Here is a 24,916-nt window from a genome sequence, read left to right on the forward strand (position 1 = left end):
CAGCGGCCGGACTTGAGTTTATTTGACAAGGTGAAAATGAGCAGAGTTGCATTGAAGATCATGCGTGTCGCCGGATCGGACCCGGACATTGCCTTGCCCGCTTACGAGACTGGTGGCGCGGCGGGAGCAGATATGCGGGCCAATTTCCCGGATGGTCAGACCGTGACACTTGCATCCGGCGAACGGGCATTGATCCCCACGGGCCTCGCTATGGCCATTCCACATGGGTTCGAGGTGCAGGTGCGCCCGCGCTCTGGTCTTGCGTTGAAACACGGCATCGCGCTGGTCAACAGCCCTGGCACTATCGACAGCGACTACCGGGGGCAGGTGGGTGTGATCCTTCTCAATACCTCGGACCAGCCGTTCGACGTGACCCATGGCATGCGGATCGCGCAGATGGTGCTGGCCCCCGTCGTACAGGCTGCGTTCGACGTGGTGGATACGCTTGATGACACCGCGCGTGGCGCTGGCGGCTTCGGTTCCACGGGGCGCGGCTGATGCTTCTGGTTGTCCTGCTTGCCGGGGTGTTGTGGGGCATCGGTGCCATGATGAACACGCCGCGCAAGGCGCGATGGTTGATGATCGGGCTGCTCTACGTGGTGGTGCTGGCCATTCAGGTCGCTTTGCCTACTGGTCATCCGCTGCGTATGGCAACCGGGGAAAGCCCCGCGCTGTGGCTGATCGTGGGCGGCTTCGCCGTGATCGCGGTTGGCTACCGGGCTGTTTTGCGCAAGCTGCGCAACCGTGCAGAGGTGGCGGAGGCCGAGGCTACGCCAGCCGAAGCTCAGGAGGGACCGTTCAGCGATACCGAGCTTAACCGCTACGCCCGCCACATCGTACTGCGCGAGGTGGGCGGCCTTGGTCAGAAGAGGCTTAAGGACGCGAAGGTGCTTGTGGTTGGGGCAGGGGGGCTTGGTGCGCCGGTGCTGCAATACCTCGCCGCTGCCGGGGTTGGGACCATCGGTGTGATCGACGATGACACGGTGGAAAACACCAACCTGCAGCGCCAGACGATCCACACCGATGACCGGATCGGGATGCCCAAGGTCTTTTCTGCGCAAGCGGCGATGGAGGCCCAGAACCCGTTTATCACCGTGCGCCCTTATCATCGCCGCCTGACCGATGATTTGGTGGACGACCTGGTGGCAGAATATGATCTGGTGATCGACGGCACCGACAATTTCGACACGCGCTACCGTGTCAACGCTGCCGCCGTGCGGGCAGGCGTTCCCCTCATCTCGGGTGCGCTGACGCAATGGGAAGGGCAGGTGAGCGTGTTTGATCCCGCACGCAACGCCCCCTGTTACCGCTGCATCTTCCCCGAAGCGCCCGCGCCCGAACTGGCGCCCAATTGCGCCGAGGCCGGGGTGATCGGACCGCTGCCGGGCGTGGTTGGATCCATGATGGCGGTGGAAGCTGTCAAGCTGATCACCGGTGCAGGCACCCCCCTGCGCGGTGAAATGGTGATTTACGACGCGCTTTATGGCGAGAGCCGCAAGATCGCGCTGGCCCGCCGCAAGGACTGTGAAACCTGCGCCGGGGTGGTGGCGGGGTGAACCCCGCCCTACATCAGTATTCAAAGGAGACCCGCCCATGACCAACGTGCTGCTGCAAGATTGGGACACACCGTTCCAGATCGCCCCCTTTGACGCCATTTCAGATGATGATTTTGCCCCAGCGCTCGACATCGCCTTTGACGCCCACAAGGCCGAGATCGATGCGATTGCTGGCAGTGATGACGCACCCACATTCGCCAACGTGATCGAGGCATTAGAGGCGGCGGGCGAAGGCCTGGAAAAGGTGCTGGGCACGTTCTTTACCGTGGCAGGAGCCGACAGCAACCCGCAGCGCGAGGCGCTGCAACGGGACTTTTCCCCCAAACTGGCCGCGCATTTTGCCGAGATTTCCAGCAACAAGGCGCTGTTTGCCCGCATCGCAGCCGTGTGGGACGCCCGCGACGATCTGGACCTGACGGATGAACAAGCCCGCGTGCTGATGCTGACCCACCGCAACTATGTCCGGTCGGGCGCGGCACTTGACGGGGCGGACGATATCCGGATGAAGGAAGTCAAGGGGCGGCTCGCTGAGCTTGGCACTGCCTTTACCCAGAACCTGCTGGCTGATGAGCGCGATTGGTACATGGCGCTGGGCGACGGTGACATGGCCGGACTGCCTGCCTTTGTTGTCGATGCGGCGCACGCGGCCGGGGAAGAGAAAGAGGCCGGTGGCCCGGTTGTCACCCTGTCCCGCTCGATCATCGTACCTTTCCTGCAATTCTCGACCCGCCGCGATCTGCGGGAAAAGGCGTATCGCGCCTGGGCAGCACGCGGGGCCAATGGCGGCGAAACGGACAACCGTGCCATTGCCGCCGAAACCCTGAAGCTGCGGGAAGAACGGGCGAAGCTGCTGGGCTATGACACCTTTGCCAACTTCAAGCTGGAAACCGAGATGGCCAAGACGCCACAGGCCGTACGCGACCTGCTCATGGCCGTCTGGGAACCCGCCAGATCTCAGGCCAACGCAGATGCATGGGTCTTGGAACAGATGCTCAAGGCCGACGGCATCGACGGCCCGCTGGAACCCTGGGACTGGCGTTTCTATGCCGAAAAGCGGCGCAAGGAACTGCACGATCTGGATGAGGCTGAGGTCAAACCGTATTTCCAACTCGACCGGATGATCGACGCGTCCTTTGATTGCGCAAGCCGCCTGTTCGGCCTCGCATTCAAACCGCTCGACATTCCGCTCTATCACGCCGATTGCCGCGCTTGGGAAGTCACGCGGGAAGGTGAGCATGTGGCCGTGTTCATCGGTGACTATTTTGCACGCGGTTCGAAACGGTCGGGGGCGTGGTGTTCGGCGATGCGGTCGCAGGCCAAGTATCCCAAACCGCAAACCCCCATCGTCATCAACGTGTGCAATTTCGCCAAGGGGGATCCGGCGCTCTTGTCCTATGACGACGCGCGCACGCTGTTCCACGAGTTTGGTCACGCACTGCACCAGATGCTGTCAAACGTGACCTACGAGTCGATCAGTGGCACCTCTGTGGCTCGTGATTTTGTCGAGCTGCCCAGCCAGCTTTATGAACACTGGCTGGACGTGCCGCAGGTTCTGCAAGAGTTTGCCACCCATGCTGAGACGGGGGAGGCGATGCCGCAGACCCTGCTCGACAATGTGTTGGCGGCAGCGACCTATGACATGGGGTTTCAGACGGTGGAATACGTCGCCTCGGCCCTTGTCGACCTTGAATTCCATGATGGCGATGCCCCTGCCGATCCGATGCAGAAACAGGCCGAGGTGCTGGAACGTCTCGAAATGCCCCACGCGATTGGGATGCGCCACGCCACGCCACACTTTGCGCATGTGTTTGCAGGCGATGGTTATTCGTCTGGATATTACAGTTACATGTGGTCCGAGGTGATGGATGCCGATGCCTTTGCCGCCTTCGAAGAGGCGGACGGCCCGTTTGATCCTGAAAAAGCGGCTGCCCTCGAGGAGCATATCCTCAGCACAGGTGGCAGTGTGGATGCGGCGGAACTGTACAAGGCCTTCCGCGGTCGTTTGCCCGGTGTTGATGCGCTGCTCAAGGGGCGGGGGCTAGCTGCGTAAAGCGCCTGCTGCGCTACTAGGCACCCCAATATCTGTGCGGAGGCGGCGTTTTGGTTTATGCCATGAAGTTGGCGACATCCCGTGGGCTGATACGGAGAGCCTGAGGTCGGTGTCACGGTCCGCACGCCAACACTACGAGGATCGCGAGCGGCTCCAAGAACGGGGAATTATACATGCTGACAGGAAGCTGCCATTGCGGTCAGGTGCGCTGGACCCTTGAGACAAGGCCAACCTCGGTCACGGCGTGCAATTGTACGATCTGCCGGCGTTACGGCGCCTTGTGGGCCTATGGCTATGTCGGCCAAGACATCAAAACCGAAGAAAATACAAGAGCTTACCAGCGTTCCGACAGTGGCGATATCCGGTTCCATTTCTGTCCCGAGTGCGGGTGTGTGACCCACTATGTCGCGTGCATCGCGGATGAAAATGGGCGCAACCGAACTGCTGTGAATGTTCGAATGTCGGACATTGGAGCAATCAGTGAGCTTCCAATCCGTCGCTTTGACGGGCGCGACAGCTTCAGCGCGCTTTCAGGTGACGGTCGAAGCGTGAAGGATATGTGGTTCTAAGGCGCGTGCCGGCCGGGAGATAGGCTACCTTCAAGCAGCTCTCAAGCGACAATATACAAGCCGTTGTGAGCCGGGATGGATTTTGGGCTTCCCCAAGCGCGCCTTCAGAACGGAAAACCCGTAACCAAGAGACGCACAAGTACACAGGCTGACCCCGGTTTCCTCTTGAACCAATGTCAACTCACCCGCCTCGAATACAAGGTGGAACCCGCGCGTTTCCAACGCGTGGACCAGGTCCGACCAGTCTTCGGCCGCTTCAAAGACAGGACCGACAAAACAGGCCAGTGCGACGGCCGTTTCACAATCCAATGCGCTTTCTTTTTCGCCGCGGCCGTGAATTGCCCAGACATTTGGGATAACGCGGTCCCGATAGTCCGATTGCCCAAGGGGGATCGGTGGTGCGTCGTCTGCATTTGGGTGGTTCGGAAAGTTGAAACTATCAAACATGGTTTTCGCCCTTCTATGCGTTGGTATCTCTCCCAACGAGGATGAAGGAGCGGGGTGAAAAGAATTCCGCAATCAAATGAAAGCGGGTTAAATTTGGAATGAGCAGCGCGTTACCGGCACTGCGCGAAGAACCGGATCGGAGGCTACTTTGACGGGGTAGTATGTGCAATCCGGTTTGGCCAACCGCAGAGACGGTTCAGTAGCCTGCTGACCTGTCCACAAGGTACAAGAACGGCTCCCCTGCCTCGCCCCGGCGGATGTTCTCGGCAACGGTCTTGCTGGAATAGGCCGCGCGAGTCTCTGATGCGACATGCGGTGTCACCGTGACGCGCGGGTGGGTCCAGTACCGGTGATCTGCCGGCAAGGGCTCAACCCGAAACACGTCCAGCGTGGCGTGGTCGATATGGCCAGTGTCCAATGCCGCCATCAACGCTTCGTCATCGATCAACGGCCCGCGTCCCGGATTCAGGATACGCGCACCTTCCGGCATCAATGCCAGCGTGCGGGCGTTCAGCGTGTTCTCAGTCGCCGGGGTCTTGGGCAGGAGCAGAACGCAGTAGTCTGCTATGCTGAGTGCCTGATCCAATCCGTCCGCGCTGGAGAGGCACGTGATGCCCGGAATGTCCTTTTGGGATCGGCTCCAACCGGTCACGGCAAAGCCCAGTCCTGCCAGCGCCATGGCACAGGCAGCCCCCAACTCACCCAGTCCCAGCACTGTCACCCGCGTGTCAAAAGACAGGGGCGGGGCCTTTGGTTCCCATGTGCCTGGGGCAGCATTGATGTGCGCGTCCATGCCCAGATGCAGGCGCAGTATGTGGCCAGTCACCCACTCGACCATGCCTTGTGTCAGCGCTGGATCAACCATGCGCGCCAGCGGCAAGTGCAGGGTCGGATTGCCCACGATGGCCTCGACCCCTGCCCAGAGGTTCAGCACCGCCTTGGCACGGGTGAACGGAGTGAAATCCTTTACCTCGGAATTGGGGGCATAGACGATGTAGTCGACCTTATCGGCGGGGATGTCGGTTGCGATGTGGGCATCTACACCTACGGCGGCGATCTCCTTGCGCAAGGGTGCTTCGTATTCCGTCCAACGGTCTTCGGTGGCGGCAAACAGGACACTCACACTCATGTGGCAAAGGCCTCATCCATATCGGCCATGCCCTTGATTTCGATCGGATTGCCCGAGGGATCGGTGAAGAACATCGTACTCTGCTCGCCCGGCTGCCCTTCGAACCGTATCTGCGGGGACAGGATGAAATCCATGCCCTCGGTTTGCAACTTGTCCGCCAGCGCACGCCAGTCGGACATGGGCAGGACGGCCCCGAAATGCGGCATGGGCACATCGTGGTTCCCCACCTTGCCGGTTGGGGCGCTATCGAACGGCTTGCCCAGATGGCAACTGAGCTGGTGACCGAAGAAATCGAAATCCACCCATGTGTCGGTGCTGCGCCCCTCGGCACAGCCCAGCAGGTCGCCGTAGAACGCGCGGGTCGCGTCCAGATCAGTCACGTTGAAGGCAAGGTGAAACAGGGCCATGGGCATCTCCGCATCTAAGTCATCTGGAGATCGGTGTAGCGTTACGGACGACAAATGCAAAACTGCGTCTTGTGATGTTGTTCACACGGATATGCGATGGATCGGCTTAGGTGGCCATCTTCTTCATGTAGGTTTCCAGCCTGTCCTCCGGCGCGCCGTGATCAGACAGTATCGTGGCCGTCCATGCGCCCACTTCAAAGGTCACGATGTCCATCTCCCAAACGCAGCCAAAGACCTCCGTCTTGCCCGTGTCAAATTGGGTGGGTGTATCCCAAGGAGCGCGCAGCTGATCAATATGCGCCAGAACGCTGCCCCATTGCCAATAGAACACAGGGGACACGACTGCGGTTTCGGCAAAATGGATCAGCTGAAAGCCGACGCCATGGTTGCCATCCGCATCGACCAAGGTGCCAGCTTGTGGCAGGCGATCGAATGCGGTGGCGGTCGCTGCGGCAGCAACCTCGTTCGAGAACGCGCGGTCATCGGCCAGAATGGCGTATCGCTTCAACTGCCATCCTGCGGAGTGTTCCTGGTCCAACGGCAACACGGTACGTGCGCGATACGGATCAAGATGATGCACGATCAGTGCCCGTGCCGTGGACGATGCACATGCGCACTTTGCGCCAGACCAAAGGCCAGCATCAGAACCAGCATCGCCGATCCGCCATAGCTGACCAGCGGCAGCGGCACGCCCACAACCGGGGCCAGGCCCATGACCATCGACATGTTGACCGCAAAGAACAAGAAGAAGTTCAGCGCAATACCAAGCGTCAGTAGCGACGAAAACCGGTCCTTGTTTGCGAGTGCCGAGGCCACGCAGAACAGGATGATCAGGGCATAAAGTACCAGCAGCGAAAACGCCCCGATGAACCCGAACTCTTCGGCCAGCGTGGTAAAGATGAAGTCTGTGTGCTTTTCCGGCAGGAAATTAAGCCGCGACTGCGTGCCTTGCATGAACCCCCGGCCCGTCCAGCCGCCTGATCCTAGCGCGATCTTGGATTGTGTGATGTGGTAGCCCGCCCCCAACGGGTCCGAAGCCGGATCAAGGAATGTATCGATGCGGCGGTATTGATAGTCCTTCAGCAACTGCCATTCGGTGCCACGGAACTGGAAGACGGCTGTAATCAGGCCCACGCCCGCACCGATCACGGCTGCGAAATAAGCCCAGTGGACTCCCGCGACAAACATCATCCCGCCCCCCGCTGCCAGCAGCAGGATCGACGTGCCTAGATCAGGTTGACGCAGCACCATGGCCACAGGCAGCAGGATCAGCACAACGGGGATGAGCACCCAGAACGGGCGCGATTTCTTGTGGCTGGGCAACCAGTCGTAATAGGCGGCTAGGATCATCACCAGCGTGACCTTGGCCAGTTCCGAGGGCTGCAGCCGCATGAAACCCAGATCAATCCATCGCTGCGCGCCCTTGCCGACAGACCCGAACAATTCAACGCCCAAAAGCAACAGCAACGTTCCCGCAAACGCGACACCAGCCATGTTGCGCCAGAACCATATGGGCACCATCGCCACGACCAGCATCAGCACGAAACCCATGACAAAGCGTTTCATCTGTGGCTCAGCCCACGGGCTGAATGACCCACCTGCGACGGAGTAGAGCATCAGGAACCCAACCCCGGCCACAGCAGCCAGAAGCAGGGCGAGGGGCCAGTTCAGGAACAGGATCTTGCGCGGCCCCGCGGGGACATGTTTGACCGTATATTCAAGATAACTCATGCCTGATCGCTTCCCGCGATATTGGCGACAGGCTGCATACCACGCAGCACCTGTTGCTGGGTCTCGATCCGGCCACGGTCCTTGGTCGGGTAAGCCTCAAGTGGAGGTTCACCTCCATAGAGTGCCTGCAACGTCACATCCCGGGCAATTGGGGCTGCGGCCTTGGACCCGCCGCCGCCATGTTCCACCACGACGGCTACGGCATACTTGGGATTGTCATAGGGCGCGAAATTCACGAACAGCGCGTGGTCGCGCCGTTCCCATGGCAGGTCTTCGTTGCGGACCACGCCCGCGCGCCGTTCGGCGGCGGTGATGTTGCGCACCTGGCTGGTCCCGGTCTTGCCTGCCATGCGCATGGCGTCTTCGATGATCCGACTGCCATAGGCCGTACCGCGCCGGTCATTCACAGTGGCGAACATGGCCCGGCGCATCTTGCGCAGGTTGTTTTCGTTCATCCCCATATTGGTCCCGGCACCCGATGGTTGTTCGATCCCATCCACCGTTTTGATCAGGCGGGGGGTCACAGAGTTGCCAGACGCAAGGCGCGCCGTCATCACGGCAAGCTGCAGCGGCGAGGCCAGCATGAAACCTTGCCCGATGGACGCGTTGACCGTGTCGCCGATGACCCAATCCTGACCGTGCACCCGGCTCTTCCAATCCTTGGTAGGCGTCAGCCCCTTCGCCACGGCGGACATGGGTACGTCGTGGCGTTCGCCCAGCCCAAAGCGGTTGGCCATGGCGCTGATCTTTTCGATCCCGACCTTCAGCGCCAAGTCATAATAGTAGACATCGCAGGATTGCTTGAGCGAGTTTTGCAGATCGACCCAGCCGTGCCCTGCCCGTTTCCAACAGTGAAAACGGCGACCGGCCACTTCCAGATGGCCGGGGCAGTAGACGGTTTCGTCTGGACCGATCAACCCTTCCTCAAGCGCGGCCATGGCCGTGATCATCTTGAAGGTCGAACCGGGCGGGTAGGTGCCCTGCACGGATTTCGAGGCGAGGGGGCGGTACTTGTTTTCCGTCAGTGACTTGTAATCCCGGCTGGAAATGCCGCGCACAAACAGGTTCGGGTCAAAAGTGGGGGCCGAGGCGATGGCCAGCAGGTCGCCGGACTGCACATCCATCACGATGGCGCTGGCGCTTTCAGTGCTCAGACGTGCCTGCACATAGCTTTGCAGCTTGGCGTCAATGGTCAGCTGCATGTCCGAACCTGGGATTCCCTCCCTCCGGTCCAGTTCGCGCATGACGCGGCCTGCAGCGTTGACTTCGACCCGGCGTGCACCGGCTTTGCCGCGCAGGTTCTCTTCGATCTTGGCTTCGACGCCGACCTTGCCGATCTGGAACCGGGGGATGCGCAGCAACTGGTCCGGGTCCTCGATCCGCTCCAGATCGTAATCGCTGACCGGGCCGACATAGCCCAGCACGTGGGCATAGTCCGATCCCAGCGGGTACACGCGGCTCAGGCCCACCTCTGGCGTCACACCGGGCAGGGCCGGGGCGTTGACGCTGACGCGGCTCAGGTCTTCCCAGCTGACCTCATCGGCAAAGGTGATTGGCAGGAAGGGGGCCGAGCGGTTCATCTCGGCCATGGCGCGCTCTACTTCGTCCGGGTCAAGCGAGACGAGCTTGCCCAGGCTTTGCACCACCTCTTCGACCTCACCCGCATCTTCGCGCACGATGACGATACGGTAGCTTGGGACATTGCGAGCCAAGGGCACGCCGTTGCGGTCAAAGATTTCGCCGCGCGACGGGGGGATAAGCCGGATGTTGATCCGGTTTTCTTCGGCCAGCAGGCGGAACTGGTCGGCCTGATCGACTTGCAGGAACTGCATCCGGGCACCAAGTGCGCCGACAAATGCCAGCTGCACCCCACCGAGAATGGCGGCGCGGCGTGTGACCAGACGGTGGTTTGCCTCGGTATCGATACGGGGGCGTTTCATGAGCGTACCCCTTTGCCGTCAATGTCGCCGGGTGTTGGTTTGCGCACGCCCATCAGAACATGTGTAACGACCACGACAACCGGGTATGCGATGGCTGTGACCACGATCTGTATAAGTGCCGGGGCGAGTTGTGGCACTTCGACCAGAAAGACCGCCAGTGCCAGCCGGTAGGCGATGCCGATGCCCACGATCCACAGCACGGCTGACACCAATTCGGTGGCGAGGCTTGCATCCCGCAGGCTTCGGGATTGTGTCTTCATCTGCTCGCAGGCGATGAGGGCCAGAAGGGCCCAGAGCCCGGGCGGGCGTTGCAGCAGCAAGTCGGCCATCAGAAATGTCCCCGCAAGCAGCGCGGCTGGCACGTATTCAGGGCGCCGGACGGACCATGCAATTGCAAAGGTCAGCAGAAAGTCAGGCCAGATCAGCCCGCCTGTTGCCGTTTGCAGGGGCAGCAAGTGGAAAAACAGGATTGTTGTGACGAGCAAGATGAACCAGATCCGCATGGCCCAGAGATGAGACGCTGCACTTTCGTTCATTCCGCCACCTCGGCTTCCAGCAGCGCTGCACCGCCGGGGGCGAGTACATTGCTGTCGTCATTGACAGGTTCGTTGCCGTAATGGCGCAGCACGCGCAGGAATTCCAGGCGCTCGTAATCTGCGGCCAACCTGACCCTGAGCCGTCCACCCGGATCGGCCGCGACCTGTCCGATCAGGAGCCCCGCCGGGAACACGCCGCCGTCGCCACTGCTGATCACACGGTCGCCGGGGCGCACAAGGTCGGGATTTTCCAGAAAGTCGATCGGGGGCGCTGCCGAGTTGTCGCCGGCAACGATGGCGTTCTGCCCGGAGGGTTGGATGATCGCGGGTACGCGGCTGGAGGCGTCGGTGACCATAATCACGCGGCTCGTGTTCTGCGCAACGCCTGAGATGCGACCCACAAGACCAATGCCATCCATGGTTGCCCAGCCTTCGACAATACCATCGCGCGCGCCCACGTTCAGCAGCACGGACTGGCGGAACGGTGAGCCACTGTCGGCCAGAACGACACCGGTGATGTAGGTCAGGCGAGGGTCGAGCCGGACGTTGTTGAGGTCTAGAAGCCGCGCGTTTTCCTGTTCGAGCTGGAGGGCCGCCTCTTTCCAGGCCTGCATCTGGCGCAATTCGCGGCGCAGTTCGGTGTTCTGCTCGGCGATGCGGCGGTAGCTTTGGAAATCGCGGAACAGGTTGATCGTGCCCGTGACGGGTGCCATCGCCCAGTCCATGTTGGGGACAACCCGGTCCGTCACTTGTGCCCGGAACCGTTCGACGCGGGGGCTGTCGATGCGCCAGACCAAAAATGTGCCGGCCAAAACCAGCACCAGCACAGCCAGAACCAGCCGCCGCAGCGGGCCGCCGTAATCTACCTGTGCGCGGTCCTTGGCCAAGGCGGTGTCACCTCAAGATCTGGTCCGTTTCATGGATGGTCCGATATTTGCCCCGACAGGGCAAGAGACCTGGTGTCCCATGCCGGGACAAATCTTTTTGATCATTAAAACAGAACGTTAGATGGTTGCCAGAATCTTAACGCCGCTTAGCTGTCGTAGTCGATGGCGTGGCGGAGTTGTTTTTCGTATTCCAGCGCCTTGCCGGTACCAAGCGCCACGCAGTTCAAGCTTTCGTCAGCGATGGACACTGCAAGGCCCGTCTGTTCGCGCAGCGCAAGGTCGAGATCGCCCAGAAGCGCGCCGCCGCCGGTCAGCATCACGCCCCGGTCAACGATGTCGGCCGCAAGGTCGGGCGGCGTGGTTTCCAGCGCGGTCATGACGGCTTCGCAGATCTGCTGAACTGGTTCGGCCAGAGCCTCGGCAATCTGGGCCTGGGTCACTTCGATTTCCTTGGGCACACCATTCAGAAGGTCACGGCCCCGGATCTGCATGGAGGTGCCGCGCCCATCGTCGGGCATGCGGGCGGTGCCGATGCTGGTCTTGATCCGCTCGGCGGTGGTTTCACCCACCAGAAGGTTCTGCTGGCGGCGCAGGTAGGAAATGATCGCCTCGTCCATGCGGTCGCCACCGACGCGGACCGAACGGGCATAAACGATGTCGCCCAGCGACAGAACGGCCACCTCGGTCGTACCGCCGCCGATGTCCACAACCATGTTGCCGGTTGGGTCGGTGATAGGCATGCCCGCACCGATGGCCGCTGCGATGGGTTCGGCAATCAGGCCCGCGCGACGTGCACCGGCGGACAGCACGGACTGTCGAATAGCGCGTTTTTCAACGGGCGTTGCACCGTGTGGAACGCAGACGATGATTTTCGGTTTCGAGAAGGTCGAGCGTTTGTGCACCTTGCGAATGAAGTGCTTGATCATCTCTTCGGCGGTGTCGAAGTCGGCGATGACCCCTTCGCGCATGGGGCGGATGGCCTCGATGGACCCCGGCGTCCGGCCCAGCATCAGCTTGGCGTCTTCACCGACGGCGAGCACCTTCTTGACCCCGTCCTTGACGTGGTAGGCCACGACCGACGGTTCCGACAGGATCACGCCGCGCCCTTTGACATAGACCAGCGTGTTGGCGGTACCGAGGTCAATCGCCATGTCGGACGAAAAGAGCCCACCCAGATTTCCGAATACTGACATGCCCGTGCACCCTGCCTTTGCGTGGCCCCAATGATGTTGGGTCCGCGACTCAGGACGAGGCGCGGACCGACCGCTTTATAAGGGCGTGGGCATTAGGACGAAAGGGCCGAAAACAAGGAGCAATCGGCAAGGTCCTGCCAAGCTGTTTTGATGTCGCCACATTTTTTCCCGGGGGGCGTGAATAAAGTTGTGGTGTGCCGTGTTGTCATTTGAACCGGACATGTTTGTCCGGATCGTAATCACTTCGGGAGGAACACATGTTTTCACTTCGTACCGCAGCACTTGGCCTTGGACTGGCGCTGGCCACAACGGCTGCACAGGCCGACAGCTGGACGCTGGATGGCAGCGCATCGCAGCTGGCGTTTGGGTCGATCAAGTTCAACGACACGGGCGAGGTGCACAGCTTTTCATCCATCGATGGTGGCGTGGCCGAAGATGGCAGCGTGACACTTGGCATCGATTTGTCGTCGGTCGAAACGAATATCGACATCCGCAACGAGCGCATGGTCGAGCATGTGTTCAAGAACGCGCCGCGCGCCGCGGTTTCGGCCCAGATCGACATGGCCGCGATGGAGGCCGTGGCCGTGGGCGACAGTGCCGTGATGGAGGTTGAGGGCACCCTTGATCTGTTGGGTGTCGAGGTGCCGATGTATGGCGACATGTTCGTGATGCGCCTGACCGAGGACAAGGTGATGGTCACGACCGACAGCATGATGTTCCTGTCCACTGCCGATGCAGAAATTGATCCTGCCGTGGACAAATTGATGGAGCTTGCGAGCTTGCCCAACATTGTTCGGGCCGTGCCCGTGACCCTGCGCCTGATGTTCGATGCGGATGGAACGAGCGGCTAAGTCTTGTCGCCGAAGATTTGAGTGAGCCAATTAACGAGTGCGTCCTGCTGCCCCGGTGGCAGGACATGTGACACGTACTGATCGGGGCGCACGAGGACGAGCGCCCCGGTCTTGCGGTCGATCCCGCGCATATCGAAGATGTCGGCATCGGGATCGGGGCAAAACAGCTTTTCCATGTCGCGCAGGTTCAGCGCGCCCTTGGTCGGGAAGCGTGCAATGTCCGTATGGGTTTCTCTGTGTCCGGTTTGGACGATGGTGCGCATATCGATGATGCTGTCAGGGTCGTGGTTTTCTGGCGTATGGCTGGCGATGATCTTTGTCAGCGCATCCGTATGGTCGGTGTCGCCTGCAAAGTGAAACAGCCGCCAGCGTCCGTCAGCCATGACGGTGTGGCCAAGCTGTATGGGTTTGGCGTCGGCCCAGCGGATGACTGGTGCCGAGTGAAACCTTTTTCCAATCGTGAATCCTGTGGCCAGTGCCTGGTGATCGTTTGGGCCCGTGAGGTGGCCCGGGGCGTAGCGCGTTTCGACCCCGGCGGTGTAGCGCGCGTGTTTCTGGAAGTGGTTTTGGAAGGTCTGCGGGTCTTGCCCCCGTGCGGCAAAGGCGCGGGCAAAGTCGCGGTCGAAGTCGATCAGGTCCTGAGCGACGGCCTGCCGTTCGGCGGAGTATGTGTGCAGGAGGTCAGGTGAGGCCCGCCCTTCCAGCACCGATTGCAGTTTCCAACCGAGGTTGAATGCGTCCTGCATCGACACGTTCATGCCTTGCCCTGCCTTGGGGCTGTGTGTGTGGCAGGCGTCGCCCGCGATGAACACTCTTGGCGGTGTGTTGTCATCGGGCCCCGTGTCGGCGAACTGGTCGGTCACGCGCTGTCCGATTTCATATACGGACCACCAGACGATGTCTTTTACGTCGAGCGTGTAGGGCGCGAGGATGCGTTTTGCCGCCGCGATCAGGTCATCTGGTGTCAGGTCCCGGTCTGCCACCCGTTCGTTGGGGTTGAGTTTCGCCAGTTCGATGTAGAAGCGGACCATGTACCCGCCTTCCCGCGGGATGATCAGGAGGCTGCCTTGATCCTTGGATTGGATGGCCGTCTTGAGTCGGATGTCTGGGAAGTCGGTGGTGGCGAGGATGTCCATGACGCCCCAGGCGGCGTTTTCGGCTTCGCCCTTGAGCGGTATGTTGAGTGCCCGGCGCACGGCACTGCGGGCGCCGTCACAGCCGATGACATAGCGGGCATTGATCGTGCCGTGGTTCGTTTCGACCGCAACAGGGCCTTCGTCAGGGATGGTCAGACCCGTGACTTGGGTGCCGTATTCGGGTTCGAGGCGGGTCGGGGCATTGCGCATCAGGTCGAGGTAGAAGTCGTGCACCCGCGCCTGGCTGAGGATCACGTGGGGCTGTTCGGAGAGGCCCTCTTCGACATCGTCGATGCGGCCTGTGCGAGTGATGTTTCCGCTCGCGTCGGGGTTCCAGAAGGTGGTTTCGTTGACGTGGTAGGCTTCGCGGTTGACCAGGTGCGCAAAGCCGAACGCCTCGAACATCTCCATCGTGCGGCAGGCGATGCCGTCGGCTTGCCCCATGATTAGCGGACCGTCGCGCTGTTCAACGATGCGGGTGCGGATGTGGGGAAATTGCGCGAGGTAGGCGGCGAGGGTGAGGCCCGCAGGTCCGGTGCCGACGATCAGGACGTCGGTGTCGGCTTTGGTGGTGTCGGCGGCTGGGTGGTGATTGGGATCGCCGGGGCGGAAGCCGTTGAGGTGGTATTGCATGCCGACAATATAGAGCAAAGCAAGGCGGACGACACGTCCGCCTTACGGGTTTGGCACTGAGGAAGAAGTAAGGCGGGCGTGTCGCCCGCCTCTGTTCAGCTCACATCTTTGTAGCTGATCTCTGCCTTGTCTTTGCCGCCCTTTTCGCGCCGGACCAGCAGCCGGTTGAGTGCGTGGACATAGGCCTTAGCGCTGGCCACGACCGTGTCGGTGTCGGCGGACTGGCCGGTCACGATGCGACCGGCTTCTTCCATGCGGACGGACACCGTGGCTTGCGCGTCCGTGCCTTCGGTCACGGCGTGGACCTGGTAAAGCTGCAGCTTTGCCTCGTGCGGGAAGAGCGCCTTGACCGCGTTGAACGTCGCATCGACCGGGCCGTCGCCTGTTTGGGTGGTCATGTGCCGTTCACCGTCGATCTCCATGACCAGATCGGCCACTTGCGGCCCTTCGGTCCCACAGCGGACGGCCAGCTTTTCGATCTTCAGCCGTTCGTCTTCGGGGTCGGAGGAGGTACGCATAAGCGCGATCAGGTCGTCGTCGAAGATTTCTTTCTTGCGGTCGGCCAGCGCCTTGAAACGGACGAAGACGTCCTTGAGTTGGTTGTCGCCCACTTCAAAACCCAGCTGTTCGAGCTTGTCGCGCAGAGCGGCGCGGCCTGAATGCTTGCCCATGACGAGGTTTGTTTCGGACAGGCCCACGTCTTCGGGGCGCATGATCTCGAAGGTTTCGGCGTTCTTGAGCATGCCGTCCTGGTGGATGCCGGATTCGTGGGCAAAGGCGTTCTTGCCGACGATGGCCTTGTTGAATTGGACGGGGAATCCGGACACAGCCGCGACGCGGCGCGAGATGTTCATGATCTTGGTCGAGTCGATGCCGGTCTGGAAGGGCATGATGTCGTTGCGGACCTTCAGCGCCATGACCACTTCTTCGAGCGCGGTGTTGCCTGCGCGTTCACCCAGACCGTTGATCGTGCATTCGATCTGCCGCGCACCTGCTTCGACTGCAGCGAGGCTGTTCGCCGTCGCCATGCCCAGATCGTTGTGGCAGTGTGTAGCGAACACTATCTCGTCCGCGCCGGGCACGTTTTCGATCAGTTTGCGGATCAAGTCCGCGCTTTCGCGGGGGGCGGTGTAGCCCACCGTGTCGGGGATGTTGATCGTGGTGGCGCCTGCTTTGATTGCGATTTCGACCACGCGGTAGAGGTAATCGAGTTCGGTCCGCGTGGCGTCCATGGGCGACCATTGCACGTTGTCGCAGAGGTTGCGGGCATGGGTCACGGTCTGTTCGATCCGCTCGGCCATTTCGTCCTTGGTCAGGTTCGGAATGGCGCGGTGCAGGGGCGAGGTGCCGATGAAGGTGTGGATGCGCGGTTGTTTGGCGTGTTTCACCGCCTCCCAACAGCGGTCGATATCACCCAGTTGCGCGCGTGCAAGGCCACAGATGACCGCGTTTTGCGCGTTTTTTGCGATCTCGCTCACCGCGTTGAAGTCGCCTTCGGACGCGATTGGAAAGCCTGCTTCGATGATGTCGACGCCCATTTCGTCCAGAAGGCTGGCGATTTCCAGCTTTTCGGCATGGGTCATGGTGGCGCCGGGGGATTGTTCGCCGTCGCGCAGGGTTGTGTCAAAGATGACAACGCGATCCTGAGATGTCTTGTCTTGGGTCATTTGAATTCTCTTTTTCTGTCCTAAAGCCTTGGCGCGAGAGGCATCCTCTGAGCGGTCGCGCCGTTGGGCACGCTCAGAGGCGGATTAGGAGCAGGAGGCCACGCAGCGACGCGCCGGGACGGCGTGCAGTCGGGATATGCGTGGCGTGTGACATGGGCGTAGTTATACCGCGCTTTTGGTGAATGGGAAGTGGGGATTTCCGGATGTTGGGCCTGTTGCGGATCGACCCTTCGGGGAAAGTTTATTTGGCAAGATGAAGTTGATGGATCGGGTTTGGCTGCTAGCTCGTGCCTCCATGGATAAGGTTTTGATATTGGGTGCGTCCGGCGGCATTGGGTCAGCTTTGGCGGCCGGGTTCGAGGCGCGGGGGGCCGAGGTGGACCGGTTGTCGCGATCGGTGGACGGGTTTGATGTGACGGATGCGGGGGCGGTTGAGCGGCATTTGTCCAGACGCGGGCCGTACACGCGCGTTGTTGTGGCGACCGGGGCCTTGGAGATTGACGGAGCGGCGCCGGAGAAATCGGTTAAGGGTCTCGATCCGCAGGCGATGTTGGATCAGTTTGCGTTGAATGCGGTTGGCCCGGCATTGGTTTTGGCACATGCGCATACGCTGCTGAATCGGAATGGCCCGGGTGTACTTGCCGTTTTGTCGGCGCGAGTTCGGTTCGATTGGCGACAACAGGATTGGCGGCTGGATCAGCTATCGCAGCGCAAAGGCGGCGGTGAACCAGATTGTGCGGACGGCATCGATTGAATTGGCGCGGACGCATAAGCAGGCCGCGGTCGTGGCGTTGCATCCTGGTACGGTGGCGACAGCCTTTACCGAGAAATATCTGGGGCGTCATCCGTCTGTTCCCCGGCGCGGGCGGCGGATGAACTGATCACTGTCATGGATGGGTTGGGGCCTGCGCAGACAGGCAAGTTTTTCGACTATTCGGGGGCGGAGGTGCCGTGGTGAGCCGGTTGATTTTGGTATTGGGCGATCAACTGACTGATGGCGTGGCTGCGTTGAAGGCTGCCGACAAATCGTCGGACGTTGTGGTGATGGCCGAGGTGGCGGAGGAGGGGTCTTATGTGCCCCACCATCCCAAGAAGATCGTCTTGATCCTTGCCGCCATGCGCAAGTTCGCGACGCGATTGCGGGAGGAGGGGTGGACTGTCGCCTATTCCGAGCTGGATGATACCGAAAATAGCCAGTCGATCCCGGGCGAGCTGTTGCGCCGGGCCGAGCAGCATGGCGCGTCCGAGGTTATTGCGACGCGGCCCGGGGAGTATCGGTTGATTGCGGCGCTTGAGGGCTGTCCGCTGAAGGTCACGCTGCTGGAAGATGATCGGTTCATTGCCTCGCACAAGGATTTCGAGGATTGGGCCGAGGGGCGCAAGGCGCTGCGGATGGAGTATTTCTATCGCGAGATGCGGCGCAAGACGGGCTTGCTTATGGAAGGTGACAAGCCTGCGGGGGACAAGTGGAATTACGATCACGACAACCGCAAGCCTGCGCCGGATGAGGTGGCGTTCAGCGGGCCGATGCAGTTCGCGCCGGATGACATGGTCGAGGAAGTGCTGGACCTGGTCGAGAGCCGGTTTGGCAATCATTTCGGCGATGTGCGCCCGTTCTGGTTTGCCACCGATCAGGAACAGGCGCGGCGGGCGCTTGCGCATTTTGTGACCTATGCCTTGCCCCGGTTTGGGGACTTTCAGGATGCGATGCTGGCGGACAATCGGTTCCTCTATCACGCGCTGGTGTCGCCTTACATTAACATCGGGTTACTGGACCCGTTGGAGGTCTGTCAGGCGGTGGAGCAGGCGTGGAAGGATGGGCATGCGCCCATAAACGCGGCCGAGGGGTTCATTCGCCAGATCATTGGGTGGCGGGAATATGTGCGCGGCATCTATTTTCTGGAGGGGCCGGATTATCCGCGTCGCAATGGGCTGAACCATCAGCGCAAGTTGCCGGACTTCTATTGGGGCGCTGAGACGAGAATGCGCTGCGTGTCGAAGGCGGTGGAGCAGACGGGGGCCGAGGCCTATGCCCACCATATCCAGCGGCTGATGGTGACGGGGAACTTTGCGCTGTTGGCGGGGTTGGATCCGGCGGAGGTGTCGGAATGGTATCTGGCGGTTTATGCCGATGCGTTCGAATGGGTTGAGGCGCCGAATGTGGTTGGCATGTCACTGTTTGCCGATGGCGGTGTGATCGCGTCCAAGCCGTACGTATCGTCGGGGGCCTACATCAATCGGATGTCCGATTATTGCAAAGGGTGCCATTACAAGGTGAGCGTCAAGACGGGCGACGGAGCGTGTCCGTTCAACCTGCTTTATTGGCATTTTCTGGACCGGCACCGGGATCGTTTTTCGAACAATGCACGGATGGGCAACATGTACCGGACATGGGACCGTATGGACGCGATGCGGCGCGAAACGGTGCTGCGCGAGGCGGACGAATTTCTGGATCGGATGTCAGCAGGTGAGATCGTTTGAACGCAGTCGCGTTCTGCTCAGGTGTTCAAGGGTGGAAAGATGGCCGGATACTGTACGTTTCCCCCCATAAAATACGCAGGTGGGTTCCGGCCATTTCGGGCCACTTGGGAAACCGGTGGTCCGAAACTGTGTTAAAACGAATTGCAACGGCCGCTTCTGGGACGCCATTCAGGCTTGGCCGCGTAGAATTGCCTTAATGAAACTGGTTTGTCGCGCAGCCACTGCAGTCGCCTGAATTGCGTCGCAGAATGTGGCTACGCAACGCTTTATAGGTCGTCCTTGTGTACGCGATCTGACAGCTCAATAAGCCAGTAGAGCGTTTCGGCTTGATCCTGAGACAGGTCGAGAAGTCCATGGATCGACTTGGCCACGGGGCGAAATTCGTCCCAGCGCAGGTGGAAGTCGATGACATCACGTGCCGTCAGCGGTTCATGCGGGGCACTCGCCTCCGGTGCGAAGTCGGGTTTGATCGTCATCGCGTTTCTCCCATACGTTGAAAGCCGCCGGAGCGGCCCGGTGTTCTGACACAAATATGTCAGGTTCTGGGCTGCGCGGCGCGTGAATAAAGCGTGAAGTCGCTTTTTCGTTTCCCAGAGTTCCGCTAGGGTTGGTGCGTGGTGCTGGGGGCATATCCGTGGGCAGAAAAGTGCTGGAGATCAATCTGTTCGGGCCATGCGTCGTCCGCAAAGCGGGCGCCGATGGCTATGAGATTACTGGAACCAAACACAAGGCATTGTTCGCTTTGCTTGCGACGGCCCCGTTCGGACGGCGCACGCGCAGTTTCCTGCAAGACACCCTGTGGGGCAGGTCAACCTTTGACAGCGGCCGACAGAGTTTGCGGCGCGCCGTGTCGGACATCAAATCTCATTTGGGCGAGGATTTCGACCGGTTCCTGACCACGACCCATTCGGAGCTGGCCCTGAACCTTCAGCACGTGCGCTTTCTGGGTCGACCGGGCGGCGCGACCTTTCTTGAGGGGTTGGACATTCGCGAACAAGGGTTCGAGGAGTGGCTTCATAACATCCGCCAGAACCCCAGCCAGATCTATGGCTTGTTCAGCACGTCGCATCAGCCACCGCCACCGTCTATACTGCCAACGGTTGCCGTGGTCCCCTTTCGGCTTGTGTCTGGTGACCCCAGCCTGAATGCCATGGGTGATTTCGTGGCCGAAGAGGTTTGCCGGTCGCTTTCAAAATCCAGCTTGATGTCGGTGATTTCGCATATGTCAGCGCGTCAGCTGAGCCAGCAACAGATCGACATGCAGACAGTGCATGACACGCTTGGGGCGCATTACTGCCTGACCGGGTCACTGCGCGCCCAGGACATGCATGTGACGTTGAATGCAGACTTCATTGACACATCAACCGGGCGCATTCTGTGGACCCGATCGTTTGGGGCGCCGGTGACAGAGTTCCTGTCGTCAGAAAGCGATGCGATTGCCGAACTGACCACCGCGGTCGGCCGCATGATTGCGTCCGATACAGTGCGGTATGCGCGGGGTCGGCACATCGTTGATCTTGAAGATCACCGCCTGCTTTTGGCTGGCGTCGGTATGATGCACGAATTGAAGCTGGCCAATTTCGCCCGTGCACGCCAACTGATTGAAGAATCAGTGGCACGCGCGCCTTATGCCCCCGAGCCGTTGGCATGGCTGGGCGACTGGTACATCATGTCCATCTGGAATGGGTGGAGTTCGGACCCGAAATCCGACGCGTTGCAGGCGTCCGAGCTTACCCAGCGTGCGCTGGACATTGATCCCGACAACTCGCTGTGTCTTGCCGTCGATGGTGTTGTTCACTCGGCGTTGAATAACAGTCAGGGCGTGGCTGAAAAACGGTTCGCTAAGGCGCTTGAAGTCAATCCAAATGACTCGATGTCATGGTTGTTCAGTGGTGTCATGCATGCCTTCCGGGACAGCTCTGAAAAGGCCGTCGAGTATGTCGAGAAGGCGCATCGCCTGTCGCCCATAGACCCGTTGGGGTATCTTTTTCATTCTTTTGCGGCTTTTGCCCATGTATCGGCGGGTGACTATCAGCGCGCTGTCGAACTGGCAGACTTGTCGCTTGAGATGAACGCGCGCCACGTATCGACGCTGCGAACGAAGCTGTGTGCTCACCATCATTTGGGTCAGCACGAGCAGGTTATGCAGACTGGCGAACGTTTGCGCCGCCAGCTTCCGTATTTTGATCTGGACGAATATCGCAGATCGCATCCGGCTGCGGGTTTTGACGTTGGCAATCGCATGGTTACGGCGCTGAAAGCGGCAGGTTTTTAGTTTTTACAAAGTCATTTGGAACAAAAAGGGAGAGGGAAATGTCGTTATTTGGACCATTCCACGCAGGTCACGCAGGTCACGCAGGTCATGCTGGGCACGCCGGTCATGCAGGGCATGCCGGACACGCTGGGCACGCCGGACACGCTGGGCACGCCGGACATGCGGGTCACGCAGGCCATGCTGGACACGCTGGGCACGCAGGCCATGCCGGGCAAACAGGCGTCTATGCGGCGGGCGGGGCAGTACAAGCCAGTACCATGGCCGTTGTTCACCTTGCCGGGACTGATGATTTCCCTGTGTTTGGTGGCGGGACATTGACGCCGAACGCAACCGATCACATGGGCCGCTACGGGCAGGATGTGCGGTCGATGTTGCTGACCATGGAGTTCCTGGAAGGATTTAGATCGGTCTATACCCCAGAGCCGGATGCAGGCCGTTTGTCGTTGTCTTGGGCGGGGACAGACTTTGCCAGTTTTGTGCCAGCCTCTGCCGAAACGTTGGCCACGCAGGTCAATCTGGTCCGCTACTATCTGGATCAGCGGGGCGACCGCGGTGCAGAGATCGTCGCCCAGACCGGTGGCGTCACCGAGTTTTTTGCGCCCATCATCGCCTTGCCAGCCGCCCGTTCGAAGCATCTGACCGAATTGCTGCAGTTCGTTCAGCATCTGGCGGGCCTGTGTTCGATGCCGGCCAAGCATGCCCTTGCCTGCCGCCGGCCGGATGAGTTGGACAGTCGCCTGGTTCCGCTGATCCCGACACCGTCCCATGGCAGCCTGCCAAGTGGTCATGCGACCCAAGCCGCGGCCATTTCAACCGTGCTGGTGGCTTTGCTCGAGGCGGCAGACCCGGGTATCAGCCATGTGGCTGAGCGCCGGGACATGATCCATGCCACAGGGCACCGTATTGCCGTGAACCGAACCGTTGCGGGTGTGCATTATCCTATCGACAGTGCGGCGGGTTTCACGATTGGTATCAATGTTGGCAGCATTGTCGCCGCCCTGGGCCAGAACGCTGACGCAGAGCTGCTGAAGTTTTCTTTTGATCCAAATGACCCGGCAGCGCAGGGCGCGGATTTTATCCTGCGCGATGCGAAGGCTTTGTTCGACCCTGCGTCGACCACGCCGATTGCAGGTGTCAGCGTGGAGCGCGCGACTGTTGCGCCGCCATCGGCGGACAGCAAGTTCGCGTGGCTGTGGAGCCGCGCGCTGGACGACATCAACCACCTGCGCGCGTCGGCATGACCCCCGCGGCAGCGCATGTGGAGTGCGCGGATGGTCCATACGAGGCGTGGGTGTATGGGACGGGCAAGGGGTACAAACACCCGGGCCTGGACCGCGCATCGGATGCGCTGACGTGTGTCTTTGAAGCGTCTGAGCCGGTTGAGATGTGCGACATTCCCGGTCGTTGGAGCACGGACAAGGGCGAGGTTCTGACCCCTGTCCTGTGGACCGCACGAGGCTTCAAATCACGCTTTGCGCCAGCCCTGTTTTTTGAAGACGACGCAGCACGCGGCGGCACTCCTGCTGGGCGCTTGCAGGGGTTCAATGCGTGTGTGGGGCAAACGGCCATTTCGACCCTCACCAGCCTGTCACCCGGACCGCGGATTGTCAGTCATGTGAACTACCCTGTGCGCGAGCAAACTGTGTTCTGCGACTGGGCGGACAGTGCTGAGCCGGACCCGGCGACCGATCCCGAAAGCATTGTTATTGTTGCGATCATCGATGACGGAATTCCGTTTGCTCATCGCAACTTCACCGATGCGGCAGGGCGGGGCACCCGCATCGATTATTGCTGGTCCCAATCTGCAACGCAGGCCGGACATCCGATGTTGTTTGGTCGGGAATATGACAAGGCGGCGATTGATGCGCTCTATCAACAGTATGAGGGTGATGAGGGGGCGATCTATCATGCCGCAGGTCTGGCAGGCGGGGGCGACCCGAATGTCCGCAATCCGCTGGATCAGGCGTTTTCGCATGGGGCCCATGTTCTTGACAGTCTTGCGGGTCAGACACCTGGTAACGGTGAGGCCAAGCAGGACCGTGTCCATATCATAGCGGTGGACCTGCCCGCGATGGCGAGCGCGGAGACGTCGGGCTTTGGCAAGGACATGTTCGTGCTTTCGGCCATGCACTACATCTTTGATCGTGCCGAGCGTCTTGCAGCGGCTTACGCGAAACCGGGCGCGCGAGTGCCTTTGATCGTGAACCTCAGCTATGGTCATTCGTCAGGCCCGCATGATGGCAACGGCGTGATCGAAGCCGCCTTTGACGAGATGATTGCCGCCCGCCGTGCGCATCACCCGACGGCTGTTGTTTTGCCCTCGGGCAACATGTTCATGCAAAGCATCCATGCGGTGATGACCGAACAACACTTTGCAGGGGCTGATGGCGTGGTGACATTGGACTGGTTCCTGCCACCAGATGACCGCACGTCGAGTTTTCTTGAAATCTGGTTCCCGGACGGTCTGACCCCGGATGATCTGAAGGTGGAGCTTGTGCCGCCAGCGCACGGGCTGATGGATGCGGGGCACTATGGGTTTCCCAGTGCAGACAAGGTTGCACATTCCCCAATCACCAAAGGGGAGCAGCCTGTTGGGCAGCTTTCAACCCAGCACTATCGCGATGGGCGATGGCGGCATGTGGTTGCCTTGGCGCCTACAGACGTTTTGGTGGATCAGGTGCCAGCGCCCGCAGGTCGTTGGACGGTCCGCGTGACCAAGACAATGGCGGGACCATTGCCGGGGTATACGGAAGGCCCTGACGGGCAATCCCTCGCTGGTGGGCTTCAGTTCTGGATCCAGCGGGATGAAGACTTTGGCGGCGCTCGGTCTGGTGCACGTCAGAGCTATTTCATTGATCCCAAGAACGCGCTTTATACCGACGATGGGCGACTGGCGGAAACGGACAGCCCAGGCGCGCTGGTGCGCCGGTTTGGCACTATGAGTGGCATGGCAACCGGGACGCATGTGCTGCGTATTGGCGGATATGACGAAACCACGCTCCGCGCTGCGCGCTATAGCTGTGCGGGTTCGCTGCGATCCAAAGACGGAGATACAGTCCCTGCAGGTGCGCAGGTGCAGCTTTCGGCTGCCTCCGAGCGGTCGTTCACGCAGCCCGGTATCGTTGGCGCGGGTACGCGCAGTGGCACGTATATCGCGCAAAGCGGGACGTCTTCGGCGGCCCCTCAGGTTGCCCGTGCCTTGGCGGATGCCTTTCTGGACACGCCCGATGGCGAGATGAAGACGGTTGCCGACTATCTGGAGAAGCTTGATCTGCAGACCGGTACGGGTGATCCCAAGGGGCCTGATCGGCTGGGTCTGTTTGTGCTGCGCGCGCCGGGTGTGTCCGGGGCTGATGATGAGCAAGCGCGGATTGAACGGTTGGTGCAGGCGCGATCAGCGTCTCATCAGGTCGAGGTTTAGTGGCCGC

At 60.6% G+C, this 24,916-nt stretch carries 22 protein-coding genes and 1 pseudogene; 11 read left to right on the forward strand and 12 right to left on the reverse strand.

What is annotated here, in order from left to right:
• Positions 1–36 precede the first annotated feature (36 nt).
• From dut to ACZ1HN_RS05575, 4 genes are all read left to right on the forward strand, one after another.
• Positions 37–498 (forward strand): dUTP diphosphatase, encoded by a 462-nt coding sequence (gene dut, locus ACZ1HN_RS05560; RefSeq protein WP_299771681.1) that lies wholly within the window; start codon positions 37–39, stop codon positions 496–498.
• The gene (locus ACZ1HN_RS05565; RefSeq protein WP_472726776.1) at positions 498–1,556 is read left to right on the forward strand and encodes a HesA/MoeB/ThiF family protein; all 1,059 of its coding nucleotides are present in this window, start codon (positions 498–500) and stop codon (positions 1,554–1,556) included. The genes dut and ACZ1HN_RS05565 overlap by 1 nt, the downstream gene beginning before the upstream one ends.
• A 37-nt stretch (positions 1,557–1,593) precedes the next feature.
• Complete coding sequence (locus ACZ1HN_RS05570; protein ID WP_472726777.1) at positions 1,594–3,606, forward strand: M3 family metallopeptidase; 2,013 nt, start codon at positions 1,594–1,596, stop codon at positions 3,604–3,606.
• Between the two features lie 173 nt (positions 3,607–3,779).
• Positions 3,780–4,175 carry a GFA family protein gene (locus ACZ1HN_RS05575; RefSeq protein WP_472726778.1) on the forward strand — a complete coding sequence of 132 codons (396 nt, stop codon included), beginning with the start codon at positions 3,780–3,782 and terminating at the stop codon, positions 4,173–4,175.
• Positions 4,176–4,205: 30 nt separating this feature from the next.
• Here the strand turns inward: ACZ1HN_RS05575 and ACZ1HN_RS05580 are convergent, their stop codons facing one another.
• The 9 genes from ACZ1HN_RS05580 to ACZ1HN_RS05620 all read right to left on the reverse strand — a co-directional run bounded on the left by ACZ1HN_RS05580 (position 4,206) and on the right by ACZ1HN_RS05620 (position 12,445).
• Positions 4,206–4,622, reverse strand: a complete 417-nt coding sequence (locus tag ACZ1HN_RS05580; RefSeq protein ID WP_472726779.1) for a hypothetical protein — start codon at positions 4,620–4,622, stop codon at positions 4,206–4,208.
• 196 nt (positions 4,623–4,818) lie between these two features.
• On the reverse strand, positions 4,819–5,751 hold the full coding sequence (locus tag ACZ1HN_RS05585; protein WP_472726780.1) for a 2-hydroxyacid dehydrogenase: 933 nt from the start codon (positions 5,749–5,751) through the stop codon (positions 4,819–4,821).
• The gene (locus tag ACZ1HN_RS05590; RefSeq protein WP_299704487.1) at positions 5,748–6,158 is read right to left on the reverse strand and encodes a VOC family protein; all 411 of its coding nucleotides are present in this window, start codon (positions 6,156–6,158) and stop codon (positions 5,748–5,750) included. The genes ACZ1HN_RS05585 and ACZ1HN_RS05590 overlap by 4 nt, the downstream gene beginning before the upstream one ends.
• Positions 6,159–6,264: 106 nt before the next feature.
• Entirely contained in the window at positions 6,265–6,738 is a 474-nt protein-coding gene (locus ACZ1HN_RS05595) for a hypothetical protein (protein ID WP_472726781.1), read from the reverse strand.
• Between the two features lie 2 nt (positions 6,739–6,740).
• Positions 6,741–7,889 (reverse strand): rod shape-determining protein RodA, encoded by a 1,149-nt coding sequence (rodA, locus tag ACZ1HN_RS05600; protein WP_299601902.1) that lies wholly within the window; start codon positions 7,887–7,889, stop codon positions 6,741–6,743.
• A complete protein-coding gene (gene mrdA / locus ACZ1HN_RS05605; RefSeq protein WP_472726782.1) occupies positions 7,886–9,829 on the reverse strand; it encodes a penicillin-binding protein 2 in 1,944 nt (647 codons plus the stop codon). The genes rodA and mrdA overlap by 4 nt, the downstream gene beginning before the upstream one ends.
• The gene (locus tag ACZ1HN_RS05610) at positions 9,826–10,365 is read right to left on the reverse strand and encodes a rod shape-determining protein MreD (protein WP_472726783.1); all 540 of its coding nucleotides are present in this window, start codon (positions 10,363–10,365) and stop codon (positions 9,826–9,828) included. The genes mrdA and ACZ1HN_RS05610 overlap by 4 nt, the downstream gene beginning before the upstream one ends.
• Positions 10,362–11,252, reverse strand: coding sequence for a rod shape-determining protein MreC (gene mreC, locus ACZ1HN_RS05615; protein WP_299208409.1), 891 nt, complete (start codon positions 11,250–11,252; stop codon positions 10,362–10,364). The genes ACZ1HN_RS05610 and mreC overlap by 4 nt, the downstream gene beginning before the upstream one ends.
• A gap of 146 nt (positions 11,253–11,398) precedes the next feature.
• Complete coding sequence (locus tag ACZ1HN_RS05620) at positions 11,399–12,445, reverse strand: rod shape-determining protein (RefSeq protein WP_076629964.1); 1,047 nt, start codon at positions 12,443–12,445, stop codon at positions 11,399–11,401.
• Positions 12,446–12,702: 257 nt separating this feature from the next.
• On the opposite strand from ACZ1HN_RS05620, the gene ACZ1HN_RS05625 reads away from it, so the two are divergent.
• Positions 12,703–13,296 carry a YceI family protein gene (locus ACZ1HN_RS05625; protein WP_299704471.1) on the forward strand — a complete coding sequence of 198 codons (594 nt, stop codon included), beginning with the start codon at positions 12,703–12,705 and terminating at the stop codon, positions 13,294–13,296.
• On the opposite strand, the gene ACZ1HN_RS05630 is transcribed toward ACZ1HN_RS05625, so the two are convergent.
• Positions 13,293–15,065: an FAD-dependent monooxygenase gene (locus ACZ1HN_RS05630; protein ID WP_472726784.1), complete on the reverse strand. Its 1,773-nt coding sequence runs from the start codon at positions 15,063–15,065 to the stop codon at positions 13,293–13,295. The two genes, ACZ1HN_RS05625 and ACZ1HN_RS05630, sit on opposite strands and share 4 nt — an antisense overlap.
• Positions 15,066–15,160: 95 nt before the next feature.
• A complete protein-coding gene (locus ACZ1HN_RS05635) occupies positions 15,161–16,732 on the reverse strand; it encodes a 2-isopropylmalate synthase (RefSeq protein ID WP_299601920.1) in 1,572 nt (523 codons plus the stop codon).
• A gap of 295 nt (positions 16,733–17,027) precedes the next feature.
• Here ACZ1HN_RS05635 and ACZ1HN_RS05640 point away from each other — a divergent pair.
• A pseudogene (locus tag ACZ1HN_RS05640) lies at positions 17,028–17,690 on the forward strand (SDR family NAD(P)-dependent oxidoreductase).
• A complete protein-coding gene (locus ACZ1HN_RS05645; protein WP_472726785.1) occupies positions 17,687–19,213 on the forward strand; it encodes a cryptochrome/photolyase family protein in 1,527 nt (508 codons plus the stop codon). The pseudogene ACZ1HN_RS05640 and the gene ACZ1HN_RS05645 overlap by 4 nt, the downstream one beginning before the upstream one ends.
• 266 nt (positions 19,214–19,479) lie before the next feature.
• Here the strand turns inward: ACZ1HN_RS05645 and ACZ1HN_RS05650 are convergent, their stop codons facing one another.
• Positions 19,480–19,689: a hypothetical protein gene (locus ACZ1HN_RS05650; RefSeq protein WP_472726786.1), complete on the reverse strand. Its 210-nt coding sequence runs from the start codon at positions 19,687–19,689 to the stop codon at positions 19,480–19,482.
• A 158-nt stretch (positions 19,690–19,847) separates the two neighbouring features.
• Between ACZ1HN_RS05650 and ACZ1HN_RS05655 the strand changes: the two genes are divergently transcribed.
• Genes ACZ1HN_RS05655 through ACZ1HN_RS05670 form a run of 4 tightly spaced genes read left to right on the forward strand, consistent with a single transcriptional unit; the run spans position 19,848 to position 24,909 of the window.
• Positions 19,848–21,488 carry a hypothetical protein gene (locus tag ACZ1HN_RS05655; RefSeq protein WP_299208421.1) on the forward strand — a complete coding sequence of 547 codons (1,641 nt, stop codon included), beginning with the start codon at positions 19,848–19,850 and terminating at the stop codon, positions 21,486–21,488.
• 48 nt (positions 21,489–21,536) lie between these two features.
• Positions 21,537–21,806 (forward strand): hypothetical protein, encoded by a 270-nt coding sequence (locus ACZ1HN_RS05660; RefSeq protein WP_472726787.1) that lies wholly within the window; start codon positions 21,537–21,539, stop codon positions 21,804–21,806.
• Positions 21,746–22,729: a phosphatase PAP2 family protein gene (locus ACZ1HN_RS05665; RefSeq protein ID WP_472726788.1), complete on the forward strand. Its 984-nt coding sequence runs from the start codon at positions 21,746–21,748 to the stop codon at positions 22,727–22,729. Before ACZ1HN_RS05660 ends, ACZ1HN_RS05665 begins: the two co-directional genes overlap by 61 nt.
• Positions 22,726–24,909 (forward strand): S8/S53 family peptidase, encoded by a 2,184-nt coding sequence (locus tag ACZ1HN_RS05670; RefSeq protein WP_472726789.1) that lies wholly within the window; start codon positions 22,726–22,728, stop codon positions 24,907–24,909. The genes ACZ1HN_RS05665 and ACZ1HN_RS05670 overlap by 4 nt, the downstream gene beginning before the upstream one ends.
• Positions 24,910–24,916 lie beyond the last annotated feature (7 nt).

Source organism: Tateyamaria sp. GN1-10 (assembly GCF_055693845.1).

What these genes read in the sequence shown, in the direction of transcription:
- dut (WP_299771681.1), top strand. Translation starts at nt 37, where the DNA reads ATGAGCAGAGTTGCATTGAAGATCATGCGTGTCGCCGGATCGGACCCG.
- ACZ1HN_RS05565 (WP_472726776.1), top strand. Translation starts at nt 498, where the DNA reads ATGCTTCTGGTTGTCCTGCTTGCCGGGGTGTTGTGGGGCATCGGTGCC.
- ACZ1HN_RS05570 (WP_472726777.1), top strand. Translation starts at nt 1,594, where the DNA reads ATGACCAACGTGCTGCTGCAAGATTGGGACACACCGTTCCAGATCGCC.
- ACZ1HN_RS05575 (WP_472726778.1), top strand. Translation starts at nt 3,780, where the DNA reads ATGCTGACAGGAAGCTGCCATTGCGGTCAGGTGCGCTGGACCCTTGAG.
- ACZ1HN_RS05580 (WP_472726779.1), bottom strand. Translation starts at nt 4,622, where the DNA reads ATGTTTGATAGTTTCAACTTTCCGAACCACCCAAATGCAGACGACGCA.
- ACZ1HN_RS05585 (WP_472726780.1), bottom strand. Translation starts at nt 5,751, where the DNA reads ATGAGTGTGAGTGTCCTGTTTGCCGCCACCGAAGACCGTTGGACGGAA.
- ACZ1HN_RS05590 (WP_299704487.1), bottom strand. Translation starts at nt 6,158, where the DNA reads ATGGCCCTGTTTCACCTTGCCTTCAACGTGACTGATCTGGACGCGACC.
- rodA (WP_299601902.1), bottom strand. Translation starts at nt 7,889, where the DNA reads ATGAGTTATCTTGAATATACGGTCAAACATGTCCCCGCGGGGCCGCGC.
- mrdA (WP_472726782.1), bottom strand. Translation starts at nt 9,829, where the DNA reads ATGAAACGCCCCCGTATCGATACCGAGGCAAACCACCGTCTGGTCACA.
- ACZ1HN_RS05610 (WP_472726783.1), bottom strand. Translation starts at nt 10,365, where the DNA reads ATGAACGAAAGTGCAGCGTCTCATCTCTGGGCCATGCGGATCTGGTTC.
- ACZ1HN_RS05620 (WP_076629964.1), bottom strand. Translation starts at nt 12,445, where the DNA reads ATGTCAGTATTCGGAAATCTGGGTGGGCTCTTTTCGTCCGACATGGCG.
- ACZ1HN_RS05625 (WP_299704471.1), top strand. Translation starts at nt 12,703, where the DNA reads ATGTTTTCACTTCGTACCGCAGCACTTGGCCTTGGACTGGCGCTGGCC.
- ACZ1HN_RS05630 (WP_472726784.1), bottom strand. Translation starts at nt 15,065, where the DNA reads ATGCAATACCACCTCAACGGCTTCCGCCCCGGCGATCCCAATCACCAC.
- ACZ1HN_RS05635 (WP_299601920.1), bottom strand. Translation starts at nt 16,732, where the DNA reads ATGACCCAAGACAAGACATCTCAGGATCGCGTTGTCATCTTTGACACA.
- ACZ1HN_RS05650 (WP_472726786.1), bottom strand. Translation starts at nt 19,689, where the DNA reads ATGACGATCAAACCCGACTTCGCACCGGAGGCGAGTGCCCCGCATGAA.
- ACZ1HN_RS05665 (WP_472726788.1), top strand. Translation starts at nt 21,746, where the DNA reads ATGGCCGTTGTTCACCTTGCCGGGACTGATGATTTCCCTGTGTTTGGT.
- ACZ1HN_RS05670 (WP_472726789.1), top strand. Translation starts at nt 22,726, where the DNA reads ATGACCCCCGCGGCAGCGCATGTGGAGTGCGCGGATGGTCCATACGAG.